At 70.7% G+C, this 25,053-nt stretch carries 25 protein-coding genes; 10 read left to right on the top strand and 15 right to left on the bottom strand.

Annotated features, from left to right (window positions below; genetic code table 11):
- Window positions 1-97: 97 nt before the first annotated feature.
- Window positions 98-1,741, bottom strand: a complete 1,644-nt coding sequence (locus tag OHB49_RS33070) for an amidohydrolase (protein ID WP_329164623.1) — start codon at window positions 1,739-1,741, stop codon at window positions 98-100.
- Window positions 1,742-1,786: 45 nt separating this feature from the next.
- Window positions 1,787-3,340 carry an APC family permease gene (locus tag OHB49_RS33065; RefSeq protein ID WP_443079587.1) on the bottom strand — a complete coding sequence of 518 codons (1,554 nt, stop codon included), beginning with the start codon at window positions 3,338-3,340 and terminating at the stop codon, window positions 1,787-1,789.
- 52 nt (window positions 3,341-3,392) lie between these two features.
- On the opposite strand from OHB49_RS33065, the gene OHB49_RS33060 reads away from it, so the two are divergent.
- Window positions 3,393-4,121, top strand: a complete 729-nt coding sequence (locus OHB49_RS33060) for a TetR/AcrR family transcriptional regulator (RefSeq protein WP_329164620.1) — start codon at window positions 3,393-3,395, stop codon at window positions 4,119-4,121.
- Window positions 4,122-4,189: 68 nt separating this feature from the next.
- Here OHB49_RS33060 and OHB49_RS33055 read toward each other — a convergent pair whose 3' ends face one another.
- Window positions 4,190-4,891 (bottom strand): FadR/GntR family transcriptional regulator, encoded by a 702-nt coding sequence (locus OHB49_RS33055; protein WP_329164619.1) that lies wholly within the window; start codon window positions 4,889-4,891, stop codon window positions 4,190-4,192.
- Window positions 4,892-5,035: 144 nt separating this feature from the next.
- Here OHB49_RS33055 and OHB49_RS33050 point away from each other — a divergent pair, with 144 nt between their 5' ends.
- Entirely contained in the window at window positions 5,036-5,545 is a 510-nt protein-coding gene (locus tag OHB49_RS33050) for a gluconokinase (RefSeq protein WP_329164618.1), read from the top strand.
- An 11-nt stretch (window positions 5,546-5,556) separates the two neighbouring features.
- The gene (locus OHB49_RS33045) at window positions 5,557-6,954 is read left to right on the top strand and encodes a GntT/GntP/DsdX family permease (protein ID WP_329164617.1); all 1,398 of its coding nucleotides are present in this window, start codon (window positions 5,557-5,559) and stop codon (window positions 6,952-6,954) included.
- Here OHB49_RS33045 and OHB49_RS33040 read toward each other — a convergent pair.
- From OHB49_RS33040 to OHB49_RS33025, 4 genes are all read right to left on the bottom strand, one after another.
- Window positions 6,951-7,586, bottom strand: a complete 636-nt coding sequence (locus tag OHB49_RS33040; RefSeq protein WP_030968389.1) for a cytochrome b/b6 domain-containing protein — start codon at window positions 7,584-7,586, stop codon at window positions 6,951-6,953. The genes OHB49_RS33045 and OHB49_RS33040 overlap by 4 nt on opposite strands.
- A 13-nt stretch (window positions 7,587-7,599) precedes the next feature.
- Window positions 7,600-8,265: a molybdopterin-dependent oxidoreductase gene (locus tag OHB49_RS33035; RefSeq protein ID WP_329166698.1), complete on the bottom strand. Its 666-nt coding sequence runs from the start codon at window positions 8,263-8,265 to the stop codon at window positions 7,600-7,602.
- A gap of 137 nt (window positions 8,266-8,402) precedes the next feature.
- Entirely contained in the window at window positions 8,403-9,965 is a 1,563-nt protein-coding gene (locus OHB49_RS33030; RefSeq protein WP_329164615.1) for an APC family permease, read from the bottom strand.
- Between the two features lie 105 nt (window positions 9,966-10,070).
- The gene (locus OHB49_RS33025; RefSeq protein WP_329164614.1) at window positions 10,071-11,030 is read right to left on the bottom strand and encodes a hypothetical protein; all 960 of its coding nucleotides are present in this window, start codon (window positions 11,028-11,030) and stop codon (window positions 10,071-10,073) included.
- Between the two features lie 239 nt (window positions 11,031-11,269).
- Here OHB49_RS33025 and OHB49_RS33020 point away from each other — a divergent pair, with 239 nt between their 5' ends.
- The gene (locus tag OHB49_RS33020) at window positions 11,270-11,740 is read left to right on the top strand and encodes an ASCH domain-containing protein (protein ID WP_329164613.1); all 471 of its coding nucleotides are present in this window, start codon (window positions 11,270-11,272) and stop codon (window positions 11,738-11,740) included.
- Window positions 11,741-11,797: 57 nt separating this feature from the next.
- Here OHB49_RS33020 and OHB49_RS33015 read toward each other — a convergent pair whose 3' ends face one another.
- From OHB49_RS33015 to OHB49_RS33005, 3 genes are all read right to left on the bottom strand, one after another.
- Window positions 11,798-12,085 carry a hypothetical protein gene (locus tag OHB49_RS33015; RefSeq protein ID WP_313936493.1) on the bottom strand — a complete coding sequence of 96 codons (288 nt, stop codon included), beginning with the start codon at window positions 12,083-12,085 and terminating at the stop codon, window positions 11,798-11,800.
- Between the two features lie 66 nt (window positions 12,086-12,151).
- Window positions 12,152-12,460 carry a hypothetical protein gene (locus OHB49_RS33010; protein ID WP_313936494.1) on the bottom strand — a complete coding sequence of 103 codons (309 nt, stop codon included), beginning with the start codon at window positions 12,458-12,460 and terminating at the stop codon, window positions 12,152-12,154.
- Between the two features lie 263 nt (window positions 12,461-12,723).
- The gene (locus tag OHB49_RS33005) at window positions 12,724-14,379 is read right to left on the bottom strand and encodes an FAD-binding dehydrogenase (protein ID WP_329164611.1); all 1,656 of its coding nucleotides are present in this window, start codon (window positions 14,377-14,379) and stop codon (window positions 12,724-12,726) included.
- Between the two features lie 208 nt (window positions 14,380-14,587).
- Between OHB49_RS33005 and OHB49_RS33000 the strand changes: the two genes are divergently transcribed.
- The 4 genes from OHB49_RS33000 to OHB49_RS32985 all read left to right on the top strand — a co-directional run bounded on the left by OHB49_RS33000 (window position 14,588) and on the right by OHB49_RS32985 (window position 16,833).
- The gene (locus OHB49_RS33000; protein ID WP_329164610.1) at window positions 14,588-15,481 is read left to right on the top strand and encodes a DMT family transporter; all 894 of its coding nucleotides are present in this window, start codon (window positions 14,588-14,590) and stop codon (window positions 15,479-15,481) included.
- 96 nt (window positions 15,482-15,577) lie between these two features.
- Entirely contained in the window at window positions 15,578-16,120 is a 543-nt protein-coding gene (locus OHB49_RS32995) for an NUDIX hydrolase (RefSeq protein WP_037851630.1), read from the top strand.
- A 9-nt stretch (window positions 16,121-16,129) separates the two neighbouring features.
- Window positions 16,130-16,525 (top strand): YidH family protein, encoded by a 396-nt coding sequence (locus OHB49_RS32990; RefSeq protein WP_329164608.1) that lies wholly within the window; start codon window positions 16,130-16,132, stop codon window positions 16,523-16,525.
- Window positions 16,522-16,833: a DUF202 domain-containing protein gene (locus tag OHB49_RS32985; RefSeq protein ID WP_030968367.1), complete on the top strand. Its 312-nt coding sequence runs from the start codon at window positions 16,522-16,524 to the stop codon at window positions 16,831-16,833. Before OHB49_RS32990 ends, OHB49_RS32985 begins: the two co-directional genes overlap by 4 nt.
- Before the next feature lie 18 nt (window positions 16,834-16,851).
- Here the strand turns inward: OHB49_RS32985 and OHB49_RS32980 are convergent, their stop codons facing one another.
- Entirely contained in the window at window positions 16,852-17,787 is a 936-nt protein-coding gene (locus tag OHB49_RS32980; RefSeq protein WP_329164606.1) for an NADP-dependent oxidoreductase, read from the bottom strand.
- Window positions 17,788-17,936: 149 nt separating this feature from the next.
- Window positions 17,937-19,226: a glucarate dehydratase family protein gene (locus tag OHB49_RS32975; RefSeq protein WP_329164605.1), complete on the bottom strand. Its 1,290-nt coding sequence runs from the start codon at window positions 19,224-19,226 to the stop codon at window positions 17,937-17,939.
- A 154-nt stretch (window positions 19,227-19,380) separates the two neighbouring features.
- Between OHB49_RS32975 and OHB49_RS32970 the strand changes: the two genes are divergently transcribed.
- Complete coding sequence (locus OHB49_RS32970; RefSeq protein ID WP_030968361.1) at window positions 19,381-20,403, top strand: phosphotransferase family protein; 1,023 nt, start codon at window positions 19,381-19,383, stop codon at window positions 20,401-20,403.
- Between the two features lie 7 nt (window positions 20,404-20,410).
- Window positions 20,411-21,625 carry an acyl-CoA dehydrogenase family protein gene (locus tag OHB49_RS32965; protein ID WP_329164603.1) on the top strand — a complete coding sequence of 405 codons (1,215 nt, stop codon included), beginning with the start codon at window positions 20,411-20,413 and terminating at the stop codon, window positions 21,623-21,625.
- A 195-nt stretch (window positions 21,626-21,820) separates the two neighbouring features.
- Here the strand turns inward: OHB49_RS32965 and OHB49_RS32960 are convergent, their stop codons facing one another.
- Genes OHB49_RS32960 through OHB49_RS32950 form a run of 3 tightly spaced genes read right to left on the bottom strand, consistent with a single transcriptional unit; the run spans window position 21,821 to window position 24,895 of the window.
- Window positions 21,821-22,414, bottom strand: a complete 594-nt coding sequence (locus tag OHB49_RS32960) for a TetR/AcrR family transcriptional regulator (RefSeq protein WP_329164602.1) — start codon at window positions 22,412-22,414, stop codon at window positions 21,821-21,823.
- A 37-nt stretch (window positions 22,415-22,451) separates the two neighbouring features.
- Window positions 22,452-24,134 (bottom strand): AMP-binding protein, encoded by a 1,683-nt coding sequence (locus OHB49_RS32955; protein ID WP_329164600.1) that lies wholly within the window; start codon window positions 24,132-24,134, stop codon window positions 22,452-22,454.
- Window positions 24,131-24,895, bottom strand: a complete 765-nt coding sequence (locus tag OHB49_RS32950) for an SDR family oxidoreductase (RefSeq protein WP_030968354.1) — start codon at window positions 24,893-24,895, stop codon at window positions 24,131-24,133. Before OHB49_RS32950 ends, OHB49_RS32955 begins: the two co-directional genes overlap by 4 nt.
- Window positions 24,896-25,053: the final 158 nt, after the last annotated feature.

Raw genomic sequence — 25,053 nt, 5'->3', positions numbered from 1 at the left:
AACGCGAACAACCGTACGCGGTGGGTGGGTGTCACGGCAGCGGTGGCGCGGCGGGGCGGCCCCACCGGAGGTTCCGCGGGGGCCGCCTACCGGTGTGTCAGGCCTCCGTGTCGTGGACCCGGTGTCCGCCGACGTACGTCTGGAGCACGCGGGTGGCGCCGATCTCCTCGGGCGGGCCCGCGTACACGTCGCGGTCCAGGACCACCAGGTCGGCGAGGGCTCCGGCGCGGATGGAGCCGGTGTCGTCCAGGTGGTTCACATGGGCCGATCCTGCCGTGTACGCGGCGATGGCGGCGGTGAGCCCGATGCGCTCCCCGGGCAGGAAGACCGGTCCTTCGCCGTCCGGGGCGATCCGGTTGACCGCGGTGTGGATGCCGTGCAGCGGTTCGGCGCTGCTGACCGGCCAGTCGCTGCCCGCCGCGACGGTTGCGCCGGACCGCAGCAGCGCGCCGAACGGGTACTGCAGCGCGGCGCGTTCGTCGCCGAGAAAGGGGATGGTCAGCTCGTCCATCTGCGGTTCATGGGCGGCCCACAGCGGCTGGATGTTGGCTGTGGCACCGAGCTCGCGGAACCTGGGGATGTCGTCGGGGTGGACGATCTGGAGGTGGGCGAGGTGGGGCCGGGTGTCGGTGCGGCCGTTCGCGGTGCGGGCCGCCTCGACGGCGTCGAGTGCCTCGCGCACGGCGCGGTCACCGAGGGCGTGGAAGTGGGTCTGGAAGCCGAGGGCGTCCAGTTCGGTGACGTACCGGCGCAGCTCGACGGGGTCGACGAAGCTGGTGCCGCTGTTGGTGGTGGCGCAGCCGCAGGCGTCGAGGTACGGGGTGAGCAGGGCGGCGGTGCCCGTCTCGGCGACCCCGTCCTGCATGATCTTCACCGAGCCGGCCCGGAACCTTCCGTCTGTCAGCTCCTTCCGCCTGGCGACGAGTTCGGGAATCTGCTCGGCGCCGCGCTCGCGGTCCCACCACAGGGCGCCGACGACACGGGCGGTCAGCGATCCGTCGCGGGCCGCGGTGAGATAGGCGTCGGACGCGTCGTCCATCGAGCCGTAGACGCCGACGATGGCGTCCTGCCAGGCGGTGATCCCGTAGGAGTGGAGGAGGCGCTGGGCTCGGAGCAGGGCGGTGAGCCGGTCGGCGGGCGTGGAGCGCGGGGTGTGCTGGGCGACCAGGTCCATGGCGCCCTCCTGGAGGAGTCCGGTGGGCTCGCCCCGGTCGTCGCGTTCGATACGGCCGTCGGCCGGGTCGGGGGTGTCGCGGGTGATGCCGGCGAGCGTCAGGGCGCGGGTGTTGACCCAGGCGCCGTGATGGTCGCGGTTGACCAGGAAGACGGGACGGTCGGGTACGACGGTGTCGAGCCGGTCCCGGGTCGGGCTGCCACCGTCGAAGGCCTCCATGGACCAGCCGCCGCCGGTGATCCACTCCTGGTTCGGATGGCTGTCGGCGTAGGCCCGTACCGCGGCGAGGGTGTCCGCCGCCGTACGGGACTCCGTGAGGTTGCACTGCCCGAGTTCGAGGCCGGCGGTGACCGGGTGGATGTGCGCGTCCTGGAAGCCGGGAACGAGCAGTCGGCCGGAGAGGTCGACGACTTCGGTCCTCGGACCGATCAGTTCACGCACCTCGTCGTGGCCGACGGCGGTGATGCGGTCGCCGGTGACGGCCACCGTGGTGGCGCGGCTGCGGGCCGGGTCCATGGTGAGGACGGGGCCGCCGGTGAGGACGAGATCGGCGGGGGCGTGGTGCATGGGTGATTCCGTTTCCGTGGGAGTCGTGGGGTGGCGCGCTCGGGATCAGGCCGATTCGGTGACCGCGGGTTCGACAGGGGCGAGGGAGCGGCCCGTGACGAAATACGGGGACTTCCTTACCCACTTGGCCCAGGCCGCCGCGCCCACGCCGGTCAACAGCATGGCCGCCGGGCAGAAGAGCATGAACCAGCCGTTGTCCGGGCTGATCGCGAAGTGGTCGGCGGAGGTGTAGAAGGACCAGCAGAGATAGCCGCCGAGGCCGAGCAGTGCGACGGCGCTGAGCACCGGGAGTACGACGGCACGCAGCGCCTCGGAAGGGCTTTCGCGCAGCAGGCCGCGGAAGCGTGCGGCGGCGGCCAGTGCGGTGAGCGCGTAGTAGACCGAGACGACGACGCCGATCGCGTTGACGGAGGCCAGGATCAGGTCGCCGACCTTCGGGATGACGAGGGACAGCACCGCGACGGCGGCGGCGACACAGCCGATCGCGACCGTTCCGGCCGCCGGTGTGCCGAACCGCGGGCTGACCTTGGTCCAGAGCGGGCCGAGCGTACGGTCCCGGCTCATCGCGAACATGCCGCGCACGGTCGGGATCACACCGGACTGGAGGGAGGCCACGGCGGAGAAGGTGAGGGCGATCAGCGGGAGCGCGGCGAGCGGCTGGCCGGCGAGCCGGTCACCGAAGTAGGTGAGCCCCTGGGCGCCGTGACCGGTCAGCTCGTCCAGCGAGAGCACGCGCTGGAAGGCGAAGGAGCCGAGGAGGAAGAGGCCGAGCATGGTGAAGAGGGTGATGAGCCCGGCCCTGGAGGCGTCCTGCGGGTCGCGGACCTCCTCGTTGACGCTGAACGAGGACTCGAATCCCCAGTAACAGAAGACCGAGAGGAGAAGCCCCTGGGCGAGTTGCTGCCCGGAGGGGATGGTGAACGGGTTGATCCAGTCCAGGCTGAACGGGTGCGGGCCGACGACCAGTCCGTACCCGCAGAACCCGAGCAGCACGACGTACTCGAAGACGAGCAGGTACTTCTGCAGGTTGGCGGCGGACCGTATGCCGGTGATCGCGGTGAAGGTGACGGCGATCAGGACGGCGATGCCGAGGGCGGTCGACTGGGCGGTGGAGTCCGGGTCGAGGTGGAGCCCGGCGAGGGTGTGCAGCCCGCCCTCGCCCGCGAGTTGGAGCAGGGCGGATCCGGTGACCGTCGTGGTGTACGAGAGGAAGACGACCGTGGAGACGATGCCGATCCAGCCGACGAGGAAGCCGAGCCAAGGGCTGAGGGAGCGGCCGACCCAGACGTAGCCGCTGCCCATGTTCGGCTCGACCCGGTTGAGCCGGGAGTAGGCGCTCGCGATGCCCAGGATGGGCAGGAAGCCGAGCAGCATGATGATCGGCAGATGGAGGCCGACGGCGCCCGCGGTGACGCCGAGACCGATGCCGATGCTCGTGGTTGCGGCGGTGGAGGACGCGGCGATGGCGAAGCCGTCGACGACGCCGAGGCTCTTCCTGAGGGACGCGGCTCCTGGTGGGTCGCTGCCGTAGGGGGTGGGTGAGTCCGTCACGGTGGCTCCTTCGCCGAGGGGCGCTCTTCGGCCCCGATGGCGGCACATCGAACTCCTCGGGGGTTCCGCACGTCAACGCTGTTGTCATAAGGTGCGCCGCATGAGTGCGAGCGAGCGGGTGGTGGCGGAGGGGGCGCGGCGCCGCAGGCGTCCCACCAAGCAGGGCACGGTGCTGTCGGAACAGCTGATCGTGGAGACGGCGCTGCGGCTGATCGGCGAGCACGGGGCGGCGGCGCTCACCGTGCGCCGGCTCGGCGCCGCCCTGGGATGCGATCCGAGCGCGATCTACCGGTACTTCCGGGACACGGACGAGCTGCTGCTCGCGGTGGCCGACGAGCTGATCGGCCGTACGCTGTCCGGCTGGCGGGCGACCGGGGACTGGCGGGCCGACCTGCGTGACCTGGGGTTGCGCATGCATGCCGACTATCTGGCCCATCCGCAGGCGGCCCTGCTGACGTGTGCCCGGGTCACCGGCCGTACGCACGAGATCCAGGCGGTGGAGACCATCCTCGGGATTCTGCGCGGGGCGGGCTTCCCGGACGGCGAGGCGGTGCGGATCTACCACGTGTTCGTCGACCAGACGCTGTCGTTCGCAGCGCTGGACGCCTCGACGCTGGTGCTGTCGGAGCGGGCCCGCGCGCTGGAGGTGCAGACGTGGCCGCAGACGTACGCACGACTGGAGCGGACCACGCATCCGCACATCGCGGCGACCGCGCCGGTGCTGGTGGCGGAGATGGGCCGCAGCGGCTATCCGGCGGCACTGGAGATGATGCTCGCGGCGGCCGCGGCGCGGCTGCAGCATGTCACGGCGAACTCGTCCGGCGCCTGAGGCCGGACCCGCCGGACCTCAGGTCCCGGTGGACGAACGGCTCGTGCACGGCGCCTCGAGGAACGGCCTCAGGGCGCGAGGACGTCCAGCTCGTGCAGGGCACCCACGGCGATCTCCTTCGTCAGCCGCTCGGACTCCACCGCGTCGCCCTCCCGCACCGCCTCCGCGAGCCGTACGTGGAGTGTGACCGCCGCCGGATCGGGGTCCTCGAACATCACCTGGTGGTGGGTACGCCCTGCCAGGACCTCGGCGACGACGTCCCCGAGGCGCGCGAACATCTCGTTCCCGGAGGCGTTGAGCACGATCCGGTGGAACGCGATGTCGTGTTCCAGATACCGCTCCAGCTGCTGACCGCGTGAGGTCGCGACCATCCCGAGCGCGCATTCGGTGAGGGCCACGCACTGGTCCGGCGTGGCATGCCGGGCCGCGAGCCCCGCCGCGACCGGTTCGATCGCCGAGCGCAGCACGGTCAGGGAGCGCAGCTGGCGCGGCCGGTCGGCGCCCGCCAGTCGCCACCGGATGACCTGCGGATCGTAGACGTTCCAGGCCTCGGTCGGCCGCACGGTCACACCGACCCGGCGCCTGGACTCGACCAGGTGCATGGACTCCAGGACTCGGACCACTTCGCGTACGACCGTGCGGGAGACGTCGAAACGCTGGGCGAGCTCGTCGGTGCGCAGCACCTGGCCCGGCGGGCAGTCCCCCGCGGCGATCTCCAGGCCCAGGGTGTCCAGCACGTGTGTATGCAGGCCGGGGCCCTGTGTGGTCATGGACAAAGCCTACGGGGCACCCTTCGGGAACAAAAAGTACGACGTTTATGTCACAGCATCTTGAATAAGTCGTACGTATAGGTTTCAGTAGCGCGACGGACCGATGTCGAGGAAGACGTCGACGGAGACAGCGAGGCACCACCAATGAGCACCCCCCACGTCGTCGTGGTGATGGGCGTAGCAGGGACCGGCAAGACCACGATCGGCCCCCTGCTCGCAGCCGAACTCGGCGTTCCGTACGCCGAGGGCGACGACTTCCATCCCGCGGCGAACATCGCCAAGATGTCGGCCGGCACCCCGCTGGACGACTCCGACCGGTGGCCCTGGCTCGATGCGATCGGGCAGTGGGCGCACGGCCGGGCCGGACTCGGTGGCGTCGTCAGCAGTTCGGCGCTGAAGCGGGTCTACCGCGACCGGCTGCGGGCCGAGGCCCCCGGGGCCGTCTTCCTCCATCTGACCGGCGACCGCGCCCTCATCGAGGAGCGGATGGCGGAGCGGAAGGGCCACTTCATGCCGACCGCCCTGCTCGATTCGCAGTTCGCCACCCTGCAGCCGCTGCAGGACGACGAGGCCGGCGTCTCCGTCGACGTGTCCGGCACCCCCGAAGAAATCACTCAGCGAGCCGTCGCCGCGTTGCGCCGGCTCGAAGTCTAAGGATCATCACCGTGACCAGTCTCAGCGTCGAGATGCTGGCAGCGGACGCCGTCGAACCCATAACTTCGGCCGGTAACGCGCAGCTGGGCATCGCCGTTCTGGCGGGCATCGCCGTCATCGTTCTGCTCATCACCAAGTTCAAGTTGCATGCCTTCCTGGCGCTGACCATCGGATCGCTCGCGCTCGGCTCCTTCGCCGGCGCCGCTCCCGCCAAGACGATCGCCAGCTTCACCGCCGGCCTCGGCTCCACGGTCGCGGGCGTCGGTGTCCTGATCGCCCTCGGCGCCATTCTGGGCAAGCTGCTCGCCGACTCCGGCGGCGCGGACCAGATCGTCGACACGATCCTCGCGAAGGCGAGCGGGCGAGCCATGCCGTGGGCCATGGTGCTGATCGCCTCGATCATCGGTCTGCCGCTCTTCTTCGAAGTCGGCATCGTGCTGCTGATCCCGGTGGTGCTGCTCGTCGCCAAGCGCGGCAACTACTCCCTGATGCGCATCGGCATCCCGGCGCTCGCCGGTCTCTCCGTGATGCACGGGTTGATCCCGCCGCACCCCGGCCCGCTGGTCGCGATCGACGCCCTCGGTGCCAACCTCGGTGTCACGCTGGCGCTCGGTGTGCTGGTCGCCATCCCGACAGTGATCATCGCGGGCCCGGTCTTCTCCCGGTACGCCGCCCGCTGGGTGGACATCAAGGCGCCGGAGAAGATGATCCCGCTGCGCCCGTCCGAGGAGCTGGAGCACCGTCCCAGCTTCGGTGCCACGCTGGCGACCATCCTGCTGCCCGTCGTGCTGATGCTGGCCAAGGCCCTCGTCGACATCGTCGTGGACAACCCGGAGAACCACGTCCAGCGGGTCACCGATGTGATCGGCTCGCCGCTGATCGCTCTCCTCGCGGCCGTCATAGTCGGCATGTTCACGCTGGGCCGGGCCGCCGGTTTCACCAAGGCGCGGCTCTCCACCACCGTCGAGAAGTCCCTCGCCCCGATCGCGGGTGTGCTGCTGATCGTCGGTGCGGGCGGTGGCTTCAAGCAGACCCTCATCGACGCCGGTGTGGGCCAGATGATCCTGGACTTCTCCAAGGACTGGTCGATCCCGGCGCTCCTGCTGGGCTGGCTGATCGCCGTCACGATCCGGCTCGCGACCGGCTCGGCGACCGTGGCCACGATCTCGGCGGCTGGTCTGGTCGCCCCGCTCGCCGCCGACATGTCGACGTCGCACGCTGCGCTGCTGGTCCTCGCCGTCGGTGCGGGCTCGCTCTTCTTCAGCCACGTCAACGACGCCGGTTTCTGGCTGGTGAAGGAGTACTTCGGGATGAGCGTCGGCCAGACGGTGAAGACCTGGTCGGTGATGGAGACCATCATCTCCGTGGTCTCGCTGGCCTTCATCCTGCTGCTGTCGCTGATCCTCTAGCCGGACAGCTCCTGGCGACGCGTCGGATCATCGTCCGGCGCGTCGGCGGATTTCCCCCACAGGGGGTGTTCGGTCCGCGCCCAATGGCGCTCGACCGACCCGGTGCGCATGCCACGGCGTGCCTCCGGGTCGGCGAGCGCCATCGCCATGTGTCCGGCCAGCACGATCCCGATCGCGAGCGCGAGCCAGTCGTGTACGAAGGTGGCGCCGGTACGCCACATCAGCGGGGCGAGACCGGTGAACCACATCAGCAGCCCGGTGCCGATCATGACCAGCACGGCGCCCGCGATCCAGGCCGCGTACAGCTTCTGGCCCGCGTTGAACTTTCCGGCCGGGCGGGACCCGGGCCGGTGGTCACGGTGGCGCACCGCCCGTAGCCACACCCGGTCGTGCGGCCCGAACCGGTTGAGCCGGGACAGGTCGGCGCGCAGCGCCCGGGAGACGAGACCGGCCAGCAGCGGGACGGGGATCAGCAGCCCGGACCATTGGTGGACAGTGACCACGAGATGGCGGCGGCCGACCAGTTCGGCGAGCTGGGGTACGTACAGGCAGGCCGCGGTCGCCACGCACACCAGCATCAGCCAGGCCGTGGTGCGGTGCACCCAGCGCTCCGCACCGCTGAAGCGGCGCATCCGTCCGGCGGGGTCAGCCGGTGGGGTCGTCGTCGCGGCCGTTGGACCGCCCGACCCAGGCATCGACGTCATATCCGAGTTCCTCCCAGTAGCCGGGCTTCACGGAGTCGGTGACGGTGATCCCGGAGAGCCATTTCGCCGACTTGTAGAAGTACATCGGGGCGACATAGAGGCGGACCGGACCGCCGTGCGAGTGGGCCACCGGCTTGTCCTGCATGCGCAGGGCGACCAGCACATCGGGGCGCCGTGCCTGGTCGAGGGTGAGGCTCTCGCTGTACGTGCCGTCGAAGCAGGTGAAGCGGATCGCCTTCGCTCCGGGCCGCACCCCGGCCGCTTCCAGCAGCGCGGAGAGCCGGACGCCCTCGAACGGGGTCTCGGGGACCCGCCAGCCGGTGACGCACTGGACGTCGCGGACCAGCCTGGTCTGCGGCAGGGCGCGGAGCCCGTCCAGGGTGTACGTGGCGGGCCGGTCGACGAGGCCGTCGATCTTCAGCCGGTAGTCGGCGGCGCTCTTCCTCGGTACGGACGAGGCGACGGAGTAGTAGCGGAAGCCGCCGCCATTGGGCAGCAGCCCGGTCAGGCCGGTGGGGTCCTTGTCGGCGACCGCGCCGAGCCCGGATTCCATCACCCGCTGAAGGGCGGGCGCCGCCACGACTGCGGCGGCGCCGACCCCGAGCATGGTCAGGACCAGGCGGCGGCCGACGGGTGTGCCTTCGGCATCGGGAGGGCGACTGTTCACCCGACCATTCGAACACCCGCAGCCGCCCGTCACCAGGGGCTGCGGGTGTCCGTCACACTTCGGTAAGACGACCGGGCTCAGTGGTGGACCGCACCGCTCTCGGCCGCCTTCTCCAACTGGAACGCCTCGTTGCCCAGGCCGATCCTGGCGTGCACCTCCGGCTTCGCGGATCGCAGGACCGCGCCGTAGACCAGGCCGATGACGAGCGAGGCGACGACAACGCCGGGCAGCACCCAGTTGAGCACCGAGCCCGGGCCCGAGCCGACCAGTACGTCGAAGTCCCGGACCGTGAAGACGGCGATCGCCAGCAACGCCACCCCGGCCAGGCCGGAGGCGATCAGCCGCGGCAGCTGCGCCCGGCCCGCGCCGCGCTTCACGAAGAAGGCGATCACGGCGAAGGAGGCCGCCGCCATCAGCAGGATGACGCCGAGCGCGCCGACGTTGCCCATCCAGGTGAACAGGTGCAGCACGGGGGCGGTCGGGTCACCGACCGGGTTGTCGTCGGTGAACGCGAAGGCCAGGACGATGACCAGGGAGACGACGGACTGCAGGACTGAGCCGGTGGCGGGGGCGCCGCTGGACTTGTTGGTACGGCCGAAGGCGGCGGGCAGCAGGCTCTCGCGCCCCATCGCGAACGCGTAGCGGGCGACGACGTTGTGGAAGCTGAGCAGCGCGGCGAACATGCCGGTGACGAAGAGCACGTGCAGCACATCGGTGAAGGTCGTGCCGAGCCGGTCCTCGGTGAGACCGAACAGCAGCGCCGGCCCCTCCTTGAGCGAGCTGTCCGCGATGAACCCGGGGCCCGCGGCGACGGTCAGCGCCCAGGAGCTGAGCGCGAGGAACAGCGCGGCGTAACCGACGGCGAGGAACATCACCCGGGAGACGACGATCTGCGGGCGGCTGGTCTCCTCCGCGTACACCGGGGCCTGCTCGAAGCCGACGAACGCGGCGATGCAGAAGCAGAGCGCGGTGCCGAGTCCGGCGCCGGTGAGGGTGTCGGGGTTGAAGGCGTGCAGGGACAGGCCCTCAGGTCCCGGCTTGGAGACGGCCGCGATGTCGAAGATCACGACGAGCGCGCATTCGACGACCAGCAGCACGCCGAGGACCTTGGCGTTGAGGTCGATCTTCAGCCAGCCGAGGACACCGACGACCAGTACGGCGACGGCGGCCGGTATCCACCAGGCGACGTCCATCTCCAGGTAGGTGGAGAAGAGTCCGGAGACCTCGAAGCCGAGGATGCCGTAGATGCCGACCTGCATGGCGCTGTACGCGACGAGGGCGACGAGCGAGGCACCGGCGCCCGCGGTCGGGCCGAGCCCACGGGCGATGTAGGCGTAGAAGGCTCCGGCGTTGTGGACGTGCCGGCTCATCTCCGCGTAGCCGACGCTGAACAGCATCAGGACGACGCCGAGGATGACGTACAGCAGGGGCTGGCCCACGATGCCCATCACGCCGAAGACGGTGGGCATCACCCCGGCGACGACCATCAGGGGGGCGCTTGCGGCGAGCACCGAGAGCAGCAGCCCCGCGGTGCCGAGCCGGTCCGCACGCAGGGCCCGCTCCTCACCCTTGTAGGTGCTGATACCGCCCGTATCGCCGGTCACGCCGGCCTCACTCGTTCTCGAACTGCCCGTCGACATGGCGGGGGTGGTCCCTTCGTTGAGGAGAAACAGGGGAGAAACACTGGGAGTTGCTGCACAGCAGCGGGTGGATCTGAGGCGGGTTGATCTGCGGCGGGTGGCTCCTCAAGGCGTACCGAGCGCGGTGCCGCGCGCCGTGAGGAAGGCCTGGTACGGGTCCCGGCCCGAGTACGACCAGGGTGCGGCCGTCGCGTGGGGCCCGATGCGGAGGAAGAGGGCGGCGGCCTCGGCCGGCCTGCCCTCGCAGACCTTGGCGTGGGCGAGGAAGTTGAGGTCGGCGCGGTTGCGCGGGTGGTCCTCGCGCTCCCATTCCAGCCACCAGTCGAACGCGGCCTTCATCACCTGCCGGGCCCGCCGCCCCGACCAGTGCCCGGAGCGCACCGGGTCGTCGGACTCGCTGCCCGCCGCGACCAGGACGCGGTAGCGCTCGGCGTGGGCGACGACGGGGAGGACGGCGAGCGGCGAATCGGCGGGCGCCTGTTCGGCGGCCCAGGCCGCGAAGTCGTAGACCTCGTGCAGCGGGTCCTGGCCGCTGTCGGGGTGGTTCTCGGCGAGCCGGGCCGTCATCAGATGATGCGCGTGGTGGTGGTCGGGGTGGCGGATGCGTACCGCGTCGAAGAGCTTCCCCGCCTCTTCCTGGGTGCCGTACGTACGGGCCAGCATCAGCTGTCCCAGCCAGGGCGTGGGGTCGTCGGGGGCCAGTCGCGCCGCGCGCACACAGGCCTCGCGGGCCGCCTGAGGCGTGTCCTTGCCATGCAGGGCGCGGACCACGGTGGCGCAGGCCAGCAGGGTGGCGGCGTCGGCGCTGTCGGGTTCGGCGAGCAGCCAGTCGCGGGCCCAGCCGGCGGAGGACGGAGTCTCGGCGAGGGCGACGACGCGATGGCCGCGACGGTCCCAGTCGCTGCCGGTGGCGACCAGCAGGGAGCGGGCTCGGGTCCACCGCCCCTGGGTGAACTGCCCTCGTACCTCGATGAGTTCGGTGTCGTCGAGCGCCGGATCGAAGGGATGGCCGGAGCGTCCGCCCCGTCTTCGGGAGCGGCCCAGGGGAGGCGGGGGCGGGGACACCGCTGGCTTCCTTTGCGAAACGGGTACGCGCAGGTACGGGCTGGAAAAGGTCGGCGGTGGGAGCTGGGGCGAGAGTGGTGGTGCGCGGGCATTCCTGATCGCGCACAGCCAAGCGGTAGGCAAGGCTCCGCGTCAAGAGTTGACCTTGATCAACTGCAGTCATTTGCAGAAGAGTTGGCCGGAACCCGGCATTCGTCAGCCCTCGTCACGTACCTGACGGGCCATGCCAGACTTGCGCCATGTCGAACCGTGAGCCTCTCAAGCCCTTTCTTCTCGCCTTTCCCGGGCCGCTGCGCGATCAGCTGGTGAGGGCGGTGCTCTCGGGCGCGAAGGTGTCGACGACAGGGCTGCTGGCGGAGTACGAGGCGGAGAAGGAGGAGCTGCCTCCGGTGGGCGAGCGATCGGCGGTGATCGACTCGGCCGGCCGGGAGGTCGCGGTGGTGGAGGTCACCGAGGTACGGATCCTGCGGCTCGGCGACATCGATCTCCAGCACGCGGTCGACGAGGGCGAGGGCGACACCTCGGTGGCCGAATGGCGCGCGAGCCATGAGCGGTTCTGGCAGGGCGAGGAGATGCGGGAGGCGCTCGGCGACCCGGAGTTCACGGTCGACGACGACACACTGGTCGTCGCCGAACGGTTCCGGGTCGTCGAGCAGCTCGTTCCGGTCGTCGGGGCGGAGGACCGGCCGACCGGCGGTACGCAGGACTGACCTCCGCCCGGCCGCCGTCGAGCTGCGCATGGACCTGGCGTGCCGCTGTGCAGAGGATCAGCAGAACCAGCCGTCCTGCACCCAGCCGTGACGGTTGATGTCGCCGTAGGCGAACCCGTAGGCCCAGCCGCTCTGCTTGCTCTCCACCGTGAAGGTCTGTCCCTTGTAGAGGGTCCCGGTCCAGGCCCCGCCGGGGTCCGTACGCACATACAGGTCCTGGGCGCACACAGTTTCACGCTGACCGATGGTGCCGTTCGCGGCCTGGGCCGGGCCGGCGGCCATGAGCAGGCCCGCGGTCAGGGCTCCCACGGCTGCGACTGCTCGGACGGTGCGGGGTGCGGGCATGACGAGTCCTTCCGGAGATCGGCGTGCGGTATGACGTTCGGGACTGCGTGACCAGGAGCGACTGCGTTACCAGGAGCCGTAGCCGCCGAGGCATTCGTTGCGGACGTAGCCCCAGTCGCCCTTGCCGAAGTCGAAGGTGGCGGCCCAGCCGTTGTAGACGGGGTGGGCGCCGCGGGTGTGGCCGACCTTGTTGCCGTAGCCGAGGACACGGATCAGTCCGGTGGGCCCGGAGGAACTGTCGTAGTTGGCGTAGAAGCTCGCGCTCTGACACACGATCACCGCGTGCTCGGGCGGCACCACCGCCTGCGCCGGCGCCCCCATGGCCAACACGGCGGCGGAGGCCGTGGCGACCAGCACCTTGGTCACGATCCTCATTGCTCATCCTCTCCTGTCACGTGGGAGATCCGATCTGCGAACGGGGCTTCGTTCCGTGCGTGGACAGTGGAGCGTGGCGCTCGACCCTCGTACGAGCGGGCGCCGGTCGAGGTACGCGATCAGGATGACGCCCCGAGGTCTATGCGGGTAGACCCCAAGGAGAAAATTTACATGCCCATGACATTTCAATAGCGCGGGCACCGAGACCGGTGACCACGTGGCCGGCCGAAACCTCCCCGGACGGCCCGCCGAACGGCTCGGCGTCAGCCGACCGCCTCCGCCGCGGCCCGGCCCGCAGCCCGCCCGGAGAAGATGCAGCCGCCGAGGAACGTTCCTTCGAGCGAGCGGTAGCCGTGCACCCCGCCGCCGCCGAAGCCTGCCGCCTCCCCCGCCGCGTACACGCCGGACAGGGGCGTGCCGTCCTCCCTGAGCACCCGTGACGACAGGTCCGTCTCCAGGCCGCCGAGCGACTTCCGGGTCAGGATGTTGAGTCGTACGGCGATCAGCGGACCGGCCGCGGGGTCCAGGATGCGGTGCGGGGCCGCCGTACGGATCAGCTTGTCGCCGAGATAGGTGCGGGCGCCGCGGATCGCCGTGATCTGCAGGTCCTTGGTGAACGGGTTGGCCGTCTCGCGGTCCCGGGCGGTGATCTCGCGGCGCAGCTCAGCCGCGTCGATCAGCGGTTCGTCGGTGAGCGCGTTCATGCCACGGACCAGCGATTCGAGGTCCTTCTCCACGACGAAGTCCACGCCGTTGTCCATGAACGCCTTCACCGGACCCGGCACGTCCGCACGCGCTCGGCCGATCACGCCGCGGATCGACTTACCGGTCAGGTCGGGATTCTGCTCCGAGCCGGAGAGCGCGAACTCCTTGCCGATGATCTTCTGGTCGAGAACGAACCAGGTGTAGTCGTAGCCGGACTTCGTGATGTGCTCGAGAGTGCCGAGCGTGTCGAAGCCGGGGAAGAGCGGGACCGGCAGCCGCTTGCCCCGGGCGTCCAGCCAGAGCGAGGACGGTCCCGGCAGGATCCGGATGCCGTGCTTGGCCCAGATCGGGTTCCAGTTCTCGATGCCCTCGGTGTAGTGCCACATCCGGTCGCGGTTGATGTGGTGGGCGCCCGCTTCCTCGGTGATGCCGAGCATCAGCCCGTCGACGTGGGCGGGGACCCCGGAGAGCATCTTCGCGGGCGGGGTGCCGAGCCGTTCGGGCCACTGCTTGCGTACGAGGTCGTGGTTGCCGCCGATGCCGCCGGAGGTGACGATCACCGCCTGGGCCTTCAGCTCGAAGGCGCCGGTCGCCTCGCGGCTGCTCGCGGTGCCGCGCTGGGCGCCGCTCGGTTCGAGGAGTTCACCGGTCACGGTGTCGATCGCGCCCGCGGTGCGGCCGAGGCCGGTGACCCGGTGGCGGAACCTCAGCTGGACGAGCCCCTTGGCGACGCCCTCGCGGACCCGGCGCTCGAAGGGGGCCACGACACCGGGGCCGGTGCCCCAGGTGATGTGGAAGCGGGGTACGGAGTTGCCGTGGCCGTTCGCGTCGTAGCCGCCACGTTCGGCCCAGCCGACGACGGGGAAGATCCGCAGCCCCTGGGCGTGCAGCCAGGACCGCTTCTCACCGGCCGCGAAGTCGACGTACGCCTCGGCCCACTTCCGTGGCCAGTGGTCCTCCTTGCGGTCGAAACCGGCCGTACCGAGCCAGTCCTGGAGGGCCAGCTCGTGGCTGTCCTTGATCCGCATGCGGCGCTGCTCGGGTGAGTCGACGAGGAAGAGGCCGCCGAAGGACCAGTGTGCCTGGCCGCCGATCGACTGCTCGGGCTCCTGGTCGAGCAGGATCACCGTGCGGCCCGCGTCGACGAGCTCGGCGGTGGCCACCAGACCCGCGAGCCCTGCCCCGATCACGATCACATCAGCGTCGTACGCCATGGGTTCCATCCTTGTCGGGCGAGTCGGGGCGAGCGGGGTGGGACGGGGTCCGGAGGGAGCACCGGAAGTTACTCGTGCGTCAGATCTTCGGCACCGGCCGCTGCGGCGTCAACCGCCCGGTCGGACGCGCTCCGGCCGCACTGTCACCTCGAAGGCGCTATCGTCGAAACAAATCACCCTCTCCTGGCCGGACTTGAGGTAGAGAAGCGTGTCGGTGCTGGTGCTCGTACTCGCCGTGAGCGCCGCCTGCTGTCTGGGATTCGGCTTCGTCCTGCAGCAGGCTGCCGCCCGGCACGCCCCGAGGAGGGACTATCTCTCCCCCCGGCTGCTGCTCGACCTGATGCGGGTACGGAGCTGGCTGGCCGGGATCGGCCTGATGGTCAGCGGCATGGCGCTTGGGGCGCTGGCCCTCGGCAAGGGCGAGGTGTCCGTCGTCGAGCCTCTCCTGGCGACCAATCTGCTCTTCGCCATGGCCCTGTCGCGCCATCGCACCGGCCAGCGGCTCGGCCGGCAGGGCTGGGCCGGGCTCTGGCTGCTGGCAGGCGGCGTCACCGCCTTCCTGCTGGGGGGCCGGCCTCAGGGCGGCGAGACGATCACGAACGCACTGCGGCACTGGCTGGTGGTCGGCGTGGTCGTGGGTATAGCCCTGCTGCTCACCACCTTCGCCAAGCGCTCGCAGCACGGAGCGGCCGCGGCGCTGCTCGCGGTGGCCGCCGGGCTGCTGTACGGCCTCCAGGACGCACTGACCCGGATGAGCGGGCAGCTGCTGTCGGACGCGGGGTGGACGGCACTGGTGACGAGCTGGCAGCCGTACGCGGTGGTGGTGCTGGGCGTGACGGGGCTGATCCTGGTGCAGAGCGCGTTCGAGACGGCGCCGCTGCGGATGTCGCTGCCCGCGCTGACCGCCGCCCAGCCGCTGGCCGGGATCGCCTGCGGGATCGGTTTCCTCGGCGACCAGGTGCGCACCGACACGGGTGCGCTGGCCTGGCAGGCGGCCGGGCTGGTGGCGATCGTCGTCGGGATCGTGCTGCTGGGGCTGCATCCGGCGATGCCGACGGGCCACGACCACCACCGCCGGAAGCGCAGCCTGCAGCCGCACTGACGGGCGGCTCGCCCGGGCGGGCGGATCATGCGTCCACCCGCCCGGTGCTGCCCGGTCGGCGATCCCCGGCCCGGTAGCTGGGGTTGGATGGGCCTCATGACTGCTGCTGACGAAATTCTGGACATCGTCGACGAGAACGACGAGGTCGTCGGTCAGGCCCCGCGCGGTGAGGCGACCGCGCGGGGCCTGCGCCATCGCTGTGTCTTCATCGAGGCCAGGGACGCCGACGGCCGGCTCTTCGTGCACCGCAGGACCCCGACCAAGCTGGTCTTCCCCTCGCACTACGACATGTTCGTCGGCGGGGTGGTCGGCGCGGGCGAGTCGTACGACGACGCGGCGCTGCGCGAGGCCGAGGAGGAGCTCGGTGTCACGGGGCTCCCCCGCCCCGAACCGCTCTTCAAGTTCCTCTACCAGAGCGCGGAGCACACCTGGTGGTCGCACGTCTACCAGGTGCGGTGCGAGCTGCCGGTGAACCCGCAGGTGGAGGAGGTCGCCTGGCACACCTTCCTCACCGATGACGAGCTGACGGAGCGGCTCGGCGACTGGGAGTGGGTGCCGGACGGACTGGAGACGTATCGCCGGCTGCGGGAGTTCCGGGCGGGCCGGGTCCCGGCAGGCGACCGGCGGAGCGCTGGTTAGGGTTCGGTCGTGAACGACTTCGTACAAGGTCTGAGGCTGTGGTTCGCGCCGGAGCGGATCCGTGACGAGGGCGACACCCCCGACTACCGCTTCTCGCTCGCCAACGAGCGCACCTTCCTCGCCTGGATCCGGACGGCTCTGGCACTCATCGGGGGCGGCTTCGCCGTCGACCAGTTCCTGCCCGACCTGGCCTGGGGGGTCAGAACGGGGCTGGCGCTCGCCCTGCTCGCGGCCGGTGTGCTGTGTGCGCTGCGGGCGGTCAACCACTGGGTGCGGTGCGAGCGGGCGATGCGGCGCGGCGAGGACCTGCCGGTCTCCCGCTTCCCGGCGCTGCTCGGCCTTGCGGTCGCCGTCGTCGCCGTCGCGATGGTGGTGGTCGTCGTCTTCGGCTGGGAGGCCCGTTGACGGCCGCCGTCCGGGACCCCGGGCTGCAGCCCGAGCGGACCCGGCTGGCGTGGCGGCGTACCACCCTGTCCTGCACGGTGGTGGCTCTGCTGGCGGGCAAGCAGGCCCTGCACGACGGTGTGACCCCGGCCGGGCTCGTCGCCCTGTCACTGAGCGTGCTGGCCTGGCTGGGCTTTCTGCAGGTGGCGCACCGGCGGGTCCGGGTGATGGGGACCGCTCAGCCGCGGCCCCTGTCGCCGCGCGGCGCCCTGACAGCGGCGGTGTGCACGGTGGCGCTCGCGGTGTTCGCAGCGGCGATGATCTTCTGAGGGGCCGTGCCGGGGCCGTCAGCTGTCCCAGGGGACGGTGACGACGATCTTCCCCCGGGTGCGCCCCTCCTCGTTCAGCCGGTAGGCGTCCGCGGCCTGTTCCAGCGGGAAGGTCCGGTCGACATGGACCGAGATGACGCCCTCCTCGGCCAGGGCGCTCAGCTCGGCGAGGTCGTCGGTGTCGGGCCGTACGAAGGCATAGCGGCCGCCGTACGAGAAGACCTCGCCGTCCGCGATGGACACCAGCCGGCCCCCGGGCTTCAGCACCTCCGCGGAGACGCGCAGGGCCTCGCCGCCGACGGTGTCGAAGGCGGCGTCGACCCCGTCGGGAGCCAGGGCCCGGATCCGGTCGGCGAGCCCTTCGCCGTACGCCACCGGTTCGCCGCCGAGCCCTCGCACATGGTCGTGGTTGTGGTCGCTGGCGGTGCCGATGACGCGGGCGCCCGCGTGCCGGGCGAGCTGGACGGCCAGTGAGCCCACCCCGCCCGCGGCCGCGTGGACCAGCACGGTGTCGCCCTCCCGGATCCGCAGCGAGCGGTGCAGCACCTGGTAGGCGGTGAGCCCGGCCAGCGGCAGGCCCGCCGCCGCCTCGAAGCTCAGGCTCAGCGGCTTGCGGGCGAGGGTGCGCACGGGGGCGGCGACGTACTCGGCGAAGGTGCCGCGGGACAGGAAGTCCTCCCGCACATAGCCGATGACCTCGTCGCCGACAGCGAATTCGTCGACGGCGATACCGGGCTGTACGACGACTCCGGAGACGTCCCAGCCGGGGATCACCGGAAAGACGGCCTCCAGTCCCGACTGGAGATGGCCCTCCCTGGCCTTCCAGTCGACCGGGTTGACGGCCGCTGCCCGCACTTTCACCAGCACACTGTCCGGGCCGACCTTCGGGTCGGGCCGCTCGCCGTACTCGAGGACCTCGGCCCCGCCGTACCTGCTGTAGCTGATCGCCTTCATCATCCGACCATCCGGGCTGCTCAGGCCGGACGCAACTCAGACGGTGGCGGCCTCGGACGGCGGCCACGGCGTGGGCGGGCCGGGGCCGGACGCCCGCCCCCGGATCGAGGCCGCGGTGGCCGCCTCCCGACACCTGGCCCGCCCCGCGCTCACCAGCGCGGGATGGCCGGCGTCACCCACTCCGGCTCGGCCTTGCGCATGGCCGCCGCGTCGTCGCGCTCGCGCATCGTGCCGTCGTCGGCGAGCCACCGCCGGTGCAGTACGGCCAGGCGCCCCCGGTCGAGTTCGACGCCGAGCCCCGGGGCGTCGGAGACGGTCAGCCGGCCGTCCTTGAACACATGACGGGTGGTGATGACGTCCTCGGTCTGCCAGGGGTAGTGGCTGTCGCAGGCGTAGTCGAGGTTGGGGACGGTGGCCGCGACATGGGTCATCGCGGCGAGGCTGATCCCCAGGTGGGTGTTGGAGTGCATGGAGAGTCCGACTCCGAAGGTGCGGCAGATCCCGGCCAGCTCACGGGTGCGGTGCAGGCCGCCCCAGTAGTGGTGGTCGGAGAGCACGACCTGGACGGCGCCGCGGGCGAAGGCCTCCGGGACCTCGGCGAGGGTCGTGACGCACATGTTCGTGGCGAGCGGTACGTCGGTGCCCGCGGCGACGGCGGCCATCAGGTCCGTGCCGGTCGCCGGGTCCTCCAGATATTCGAGTACGTCCTTCAGCTGCTCGGCGACGTGGAGCGAGGTCTCGACGGACCAGGCGCCGTTCGGGTCCAGCCGCAGCGGCTGCCCGGGGAACGCCTCGGCGAGAGCGCGGATCGCGGCGATCTCCTGGTCGGGTTCGAAGACACCACCCTTGAGCTTGAAGGAGGAGAAGCCGTACTCGCCGGCGAACCGACGTGCCTGGGCGACGACTCCGGCCGGGTCGACGGCGGCACCCCAGTCGTCCTGTTCGCCGCCCTCGGGGTGGGTGGCCCAGCGGTAGAAGAGGTACGCGCTGTACTCGACGCTGTCGCGGACCTTGCCGCCGAGCAGCGCGTGCACGGGCAGGCCGAGGGATTTACCCAGGGCGTCCAGGCAGGCGACCTCGAAGCCGGAGACGACGGAGAGCCGGAGCTTGTCGGCGGTCTGGACGCCGCGCAGCCCGCCGGCCTCCACGCGCTCGTCGGCGGCGCGTGAATCACCGCACACCTCCTCCGCGAGGGCGAAGAGGCCGTTCAGATCGCTGACCGAGCGGCCGACCAGGGCCTGGGCGAGCGGCTCGGCGAGTTCGAGGTACTTGCCGTCCCCGTAGGTCTCCCCGACGCCGGTCGTCCCACCGCGCGTGATGACCTCCACGACGAGCCGTGGGGTGTACGGCTGGTGGACGCCCTGGGTGTTGAGCAGCGGCGGGTCGGCTATGAGGATCGGGGTCAGCCGGACTTCGTCGATCAGCAACGCAGTATCCATACGTGAACCTTATTCAGAGACAGGACCGAGCGCCAGAGTCCGGGACCGCTGGGGCCTGAGTCCGCACAAGGGGAATCCAGGAGTTCACTGGACGACATACCGACTGGTCGGCATCATGACCTTCGACGTCTTTTTCACCCCGGAGGTGCGCACGATGAGCTCAGTCCACCCGCCAGGTCTCGACCTGGACCGGCTCCGCGGATATCTCGACCGCGAGCGGCCGGGTCTGGTGAACGGACCGCTCGAAGCCCGCCTCATCGAGGGCGGTCGCTCCAACCTGACGTACATCGTCACGGACGGCACCGGCCACTGGGTCGTGCGCCGGCCGCCGCTCGGCCATGTCCTCGCCACCGCGCACGACATGAAGCGCGAGCACCGGGTGATCAGCGCACTGCATCCGACCGCCGTGCCGGTGCCCGAGCCGGTGCTGCTCTGCGAGGACGACTCGGTCATCGGGTCGCAGTTCTACCTCATGGAGTACGTCGAGGGGACCCCGTACCGCACCGCCGAGCAGCTCGCCCCGCTCGGCCCCGAGCGCACCCGGGCCGCCGTCCTCGGGCTGGTCGACACGCTGGTGGAACTGCACGCGGTGGACCCCGAGTCGGTGGGGCTCGCCGACTTCGGACGCCCCGAGGGCTTCCTCGACCGGCAGCTGCGCCGCTGGGGCAAGCAGCTGGACGCCTCCCGCAACCGCGAGCTGCCCGGCATCGACGAGCTCCACGCCGCGCTCGGGCGCGAGCTGCCCGTCTCCCCCGCGCCCACCGTCATCCACGGCGACTACCGCCTGGACAACGTGCTGATCGGCTCAAACGACGAGATCAAGGCCGTCCTCGACTGGGAGATGTCGACACTCGGCGACCCGCTGACCGACCTCGGCCTCCTGGTGATGTACAGCTCCGATCTCGGTCTGCCCAAGTCCCCGGTCTCCACCACCAGCGGCGCGGCCGGCCACCCCGCCCCCGCCGAACTGATCGAGCGCTACGCCGCCCGCTCCGGCCGGGACACCTCCGCCATCTCCTGGTACACGGCGTTCGCGTGGTTCAAGCTCGCCGTGATCCTGGAGGGCATCCACTACCGCTACACCCTCGGCCAGACGGTCGGCGCCGGCTTCGACCGGATCGGCGATCTCGTCCCCGTCTTCATCGAGCACGGCCTCACCACCCTTCAGGAAGGCTGATCAGCCCATGGATTTCGCATTCGACGCCCGCACGGAAGAGCTGCGCACCAAGCTGCTCGCCTTCATGGACGAGCATGTCCTCCCGGCCGAGAAGATCGCGGACGAGCAGCGCGCACTGCTCGCCTCCCCGTGGGACACCCCGCAGGTCGTCGAGGACCTGAAGGCGGAGGCGCGCAAGCAGGGCCTGTGGAACCTTTTCCTGCCCGACGCGGAGTACGGTGCCGGGCTGTCCAACCTCCAGTACGCTCCGCTCGCCGAAATCACCGGCCGCTCCCCGCAGTTGGCGCCGACCGCGCTGAACTGCGCGGCGCCGGACACCGGCAACATGGAGGTGCTCTTCCAGTTCGGCACGGAGGAGCAGAAGAAGCAGTGGCTGGAGCCGCTGCTCGCCGGTGAGATCCGGTCGGCGTTCGCCATGACCGAGCCCGAGGTGGCGTCGTCGGACGCGACCAACATCGAGACCCGGATCGTGCGGGACGGTGACGACTACGTCATCAACGGCCGCAAGTGGTACATCTCCGGGGCGATGAACCCGGACTGCCGGATCTTCATCGTGATGGGCAAGACCGACCCGGACGGACCCGACATCCGCCGCCAGCAGTCGATGATCCTGGTCCCGCGCGACACGCCCGGCCTCGAAGTGCGGCGCGCGATGCAGGTGTACGGGTACGAGGACCACTACCACGGCGGTCACGCGGAAGTCGTGTTCACCGATGTGCGGGTGCCCGCCGCGAACCTGATCGGCGAGGAGGGCGGCGGCTTCGCCATCGCCCAGGCGCGTCTCGGTCCGGGCCGGATCCACCACTGCATGCGGCTGATCGGGATGGCCGAGCGGGCCATCGAGCTGATGTGCAGGCGGGCGGTGTCCCGTACGGCCTTCGGCAAGCCGCTCGCCCAGCAGGGCGTCGTGCAGAACTGGATCGCGGACGCGCGGGTCACGGTGGAGCAGCTGCGGCTGCTGGTGCTGAAGACGGCGTGGCTGATGGACACGGTCGGCAACCGGGGTGCCCACACGGAGATCCAGGCCATCAAGATCGCCACCCCGCGCGCGGTGGTCGACATCCTCGACCAGGCGGTGCAACTGCACGGTGCGGGCGGCGTCAGCCAGGACTTCCCGCTGGCGGAGCTGTGGGCGGCGGCGCGGACGCTGCGGCTGGCGGACGGGCCCGACGAGGTGCACCAGAGGTCGCTGGCGCGGCGCGAGATCAAGCGGTACCTGTAGGCGGTGGCCGGGACGGGCGGTGACCGGGTGCGTCCGGTCGCCGCCTCCGTCCTCGAACGCGGGACGGGCTCGACGCTGTCGTGCGGGCATCACGAGCCCGTCCGGCGATGGAGGACGAACGGGCTGGTCACGGGCGGGGAGGATCAAGGCCGCCCGGCGGTCGAGGACGGAGCGGCAACTACCGCACCCCGGTGCCTACGGTCGCAGCGCACGCAGCAGCAGGTCGGCCAGATGGTCGGCGACTTCCTGCTGGCTGAGCGGGCCGTCCGGTCGGTACCACGTCGACAGGTGGTGCACCGAACCGAAGTGGTAGTCCACCACCAGATCCGCCGGCGTCGCCGTCGAGAACACCCCGCTCTGCTGCCCCTCTTCGACCAGCGCCCGGAACCGCTCGTGGTAGCGGCGCCGCTCCACCCGCACCTGCTTGTTCTTCTCCGGGCTCAGATGGTGCATGGACCGGAAGAAGATCGACGCGTCGTCGAGGTTCTCGATCGTCGTGACGACGACATCCGCAGCCGCGTCCCGCAGCCGCTGCTCGACCGGCGCCTCGGCGTCGGCGAAGGCGTCGAGCCGCTCCTGCTGGAGCCGCAGCACCCGGGCGTAGACCTCCTGGAGGAGGTCCTCCTTGGACCCGAAGTAGTGGTACAGCGCCCCCTTGGTGACGCCCGCCGCCTCGACGATCTCCTGGACCGACGTGCGGTCGTAACCGTGCTCGGCGAAGAGCCGGGTGGCGGCGGCCAGCAGCCGCTGCGGGACCGGGGCATCGTTCCCGTCCGTCGTTCTGGCCATTGCCGCCACCTGCCTTCCGTACGATGATTCCGCTGCTCTACTGCGCTGAACGCAGTTCCCGCCTGAGGATCTTCCCACTTGCCGTCTTCGGGAGTTCAGCCAGGATCTCGACCTCGCGCGGGTACTTGTAGGCGGCGAGCCGCTCCTTGCAGTACGCGCCCAGCTCTCCGGGCTCGACCACCGCACCGGGCCGCAGGCTGACGTACGCCCGGACGGTCTCGCCGCGGTAGGCGTCGGGGACGCCGACGACGGCCGCCTCCCGTACCGCCGGGTGGGTGTACAGGACATCTTCCACCTCGCGCGGCCAGACCTTGAAGCCGGAGGCGTTGATCATGTCCTTCTTGCGGTCGACGACGTACAGCCAGCCGTCGCGGTCCATGAAGCCGATGTCGCCCGTCCGCAGCTCACCGTCCGGGAAGGCGGCGGCGGTGGCGTCGGGCAGCCGCCAGTAGCCGGAGACGACCTGGGGGCCGCGGACGGCGATCTCGCCCTGTTCGCCGAACGGCACCTCGTCGCCGTTCTCGTCGAGGATCCGGACGATTGTGTCCGGGCCGGGAACGCCGACGGAGAGCGTCCCGGAGACCGGGTCGACGGGGGCCTCCCGCTCGGGCGGTACGGCGGCGCAGGGCGCCGTGCACTCGGTGAGGCCGTAGCCGTTGCGGATGTACGGGCCGAAGCCCGCACGGAATTTCTCCACGAGCGCGGGCGGCAGCGGTGCACCGCCGGAGGAGATCACCTGGAACGAGGCGAAGTGCTCACGGGTCACATCGGGGTGGGCGGCGAGCGCCATGAAGGCGGTCGACGGGCCGACGGTGTACGCGGGGCGGTGCTCGGCGAACGCGTCGAGGACGACACCGGGGTGGAAGCGGTACGCGAGGACGAGGGTGCCCGCGTTGGTGAGACAGGCGGCCAGCTGGCACACCATGCCGGTGATGTGGAAGAGCGGGGCGAGCGCGAAGTACGAGGAGCCCTCGGCGACCGGGTGTCCGGTCCGCTGGCGCTCGGCGTTGACCATGATGTTGCCGTGGGAGTTCATGGCGCCCTTGGGGGTGCCGCTGGTCCCGGAGGTGTAGCTGATCAGCGCCACGTCGGCGGCGGTGAGCTCGCGGCCTTCGGGGGCGGCGAGCCCGCGGCGGGCGACGGCCATCAGGTCGTCGGCGTCCTCGGGGGCCGGCAGCCGCTCGAAGTTCAGGACCCGGTCGTCGTTCTGGCTCTGGAGGTCGAGCTCGCAGGCGGTGACGGCGATCCGTACGGTCGGGGCGGCGGCCGCGGTGTCCCGCAGATACGACTCCCATGCCCGGTCCGCGCAGATCAGCACGGTGACCTCGGCGTCCTTCAGTACATGGCCGACCTCTCCGGACTTGTACATCGGGTTGAGCGGGACGACGGTCGCCCCCGCCTTCCAGGCGCCGAGCAGCGCGAGTACGAACTGCGGGGAGTTCTGCAGCATGATCGCGACCCGGTCGCCGCGCTCCAGGCCCTTCGCGGCGAGATGACCGGCCACCGAGTCGGAGAGCGCATCGGTCTCGCGGTAGCTGAGGCGCCCGTCGAAGTAGGCGAGCGCCGGGTGCTCGGGGGTGCGGGCGACGGAGGCGCGAAAGGCGTGCACCAAGGTCTCGGCGGGGCTGACGGGAGCCCGCTGGGCCTCGCTGAGCAGGGAGATCCAGGGCTTTGCCGCGTAGATGGACCCGGTGGCGGCGTCGGTGTCGGACTGGGTCATGCGCCGGTCTCCTCCCACTTCTGCTGAAGGTGGTTCATGTTGGTGAGCCAGTGGTCGGTGTCCTTGGTGCGCGCCCGGTAGTACCCGGCGACCTCGGGGTGCGGCAGGACGAGGAAGCGGTCCTCGGCCATGGCGTCGAAGAGCGCGTCGGCGACGGCCTCCGGCTCGATGGCGCTGGGGGCGAGCACGAGCTCACCAGCCGAACCCGCGGCGGTGAGCATGTCCGTACGTACGCCCTGCGGGCAGATCGCGTGGACCTTGACGCCGCGGTGGCGGTAGGTGAGCGAGAGCCATTCGGCGAAGGCGACGACCCCGTGCTTGGTGACGCTGTACGGCGCCGCGCCGATCATCGTCAGCAGACCGGCGGCGGACGCGGTGGAGACGAACCGGCCGCTGCCGCGCTCCAGCCAGTCCGGCAGCAGCGCCCGGGCCGCGCGGACGTGGGCCATCACATTGACGTCCCAGGCCGCCGCCCAGACCTCCTCGTCGGCGAAGACGTCGCCGGGCGAGGCAAGGCCCGCGTTGGCGCAGTAGATGTCGACGGTGCCGTCCAGAGCGTCCCGGGCGGCATCCACGATCCGTGAGGCGTCACCGGCGACGGCGGTGCCGCCGATCTCCTCGGCAAGCGTCTTGATCCGGGCCTCGTCGAGGTCGTTGACGACGACCCTGGCGCCTTCCGCGGCGAATCTGCGGGCCAGAGCGGCGCCGATGCCGCCTCCGGCTCCGGTGACCACTACGCCCGCGCCCTGCACCGTACTCATCGGGTCCCGCCTCTCTCAGCCGACTTCCCCAGCAGACTAACCAGTCGGTATGTCGTCGGGGAAGGGGGTTGGCCCTGGTTGTCGCCACTCCTGTCACAGCAGTCGCGTCCGGCTCGTTCCGCGGAGGGCTTGCGCGCGCTAGCGTGCGTGACCATGAC

This window comes from Streptomyces sp. NBC_01717 (genome assembly GCF_036248255.1).
GTDB lineage: Bacteria > Actinomycetota > Actinomycetes > Streptomycetales > Streptomycetaceae > Streptomyces.
The sequence above is the reverse complement of the archived record's forward strand: the minus strand, read 5'-3'. Positions and strand labels throughout refer to the sequence as shown.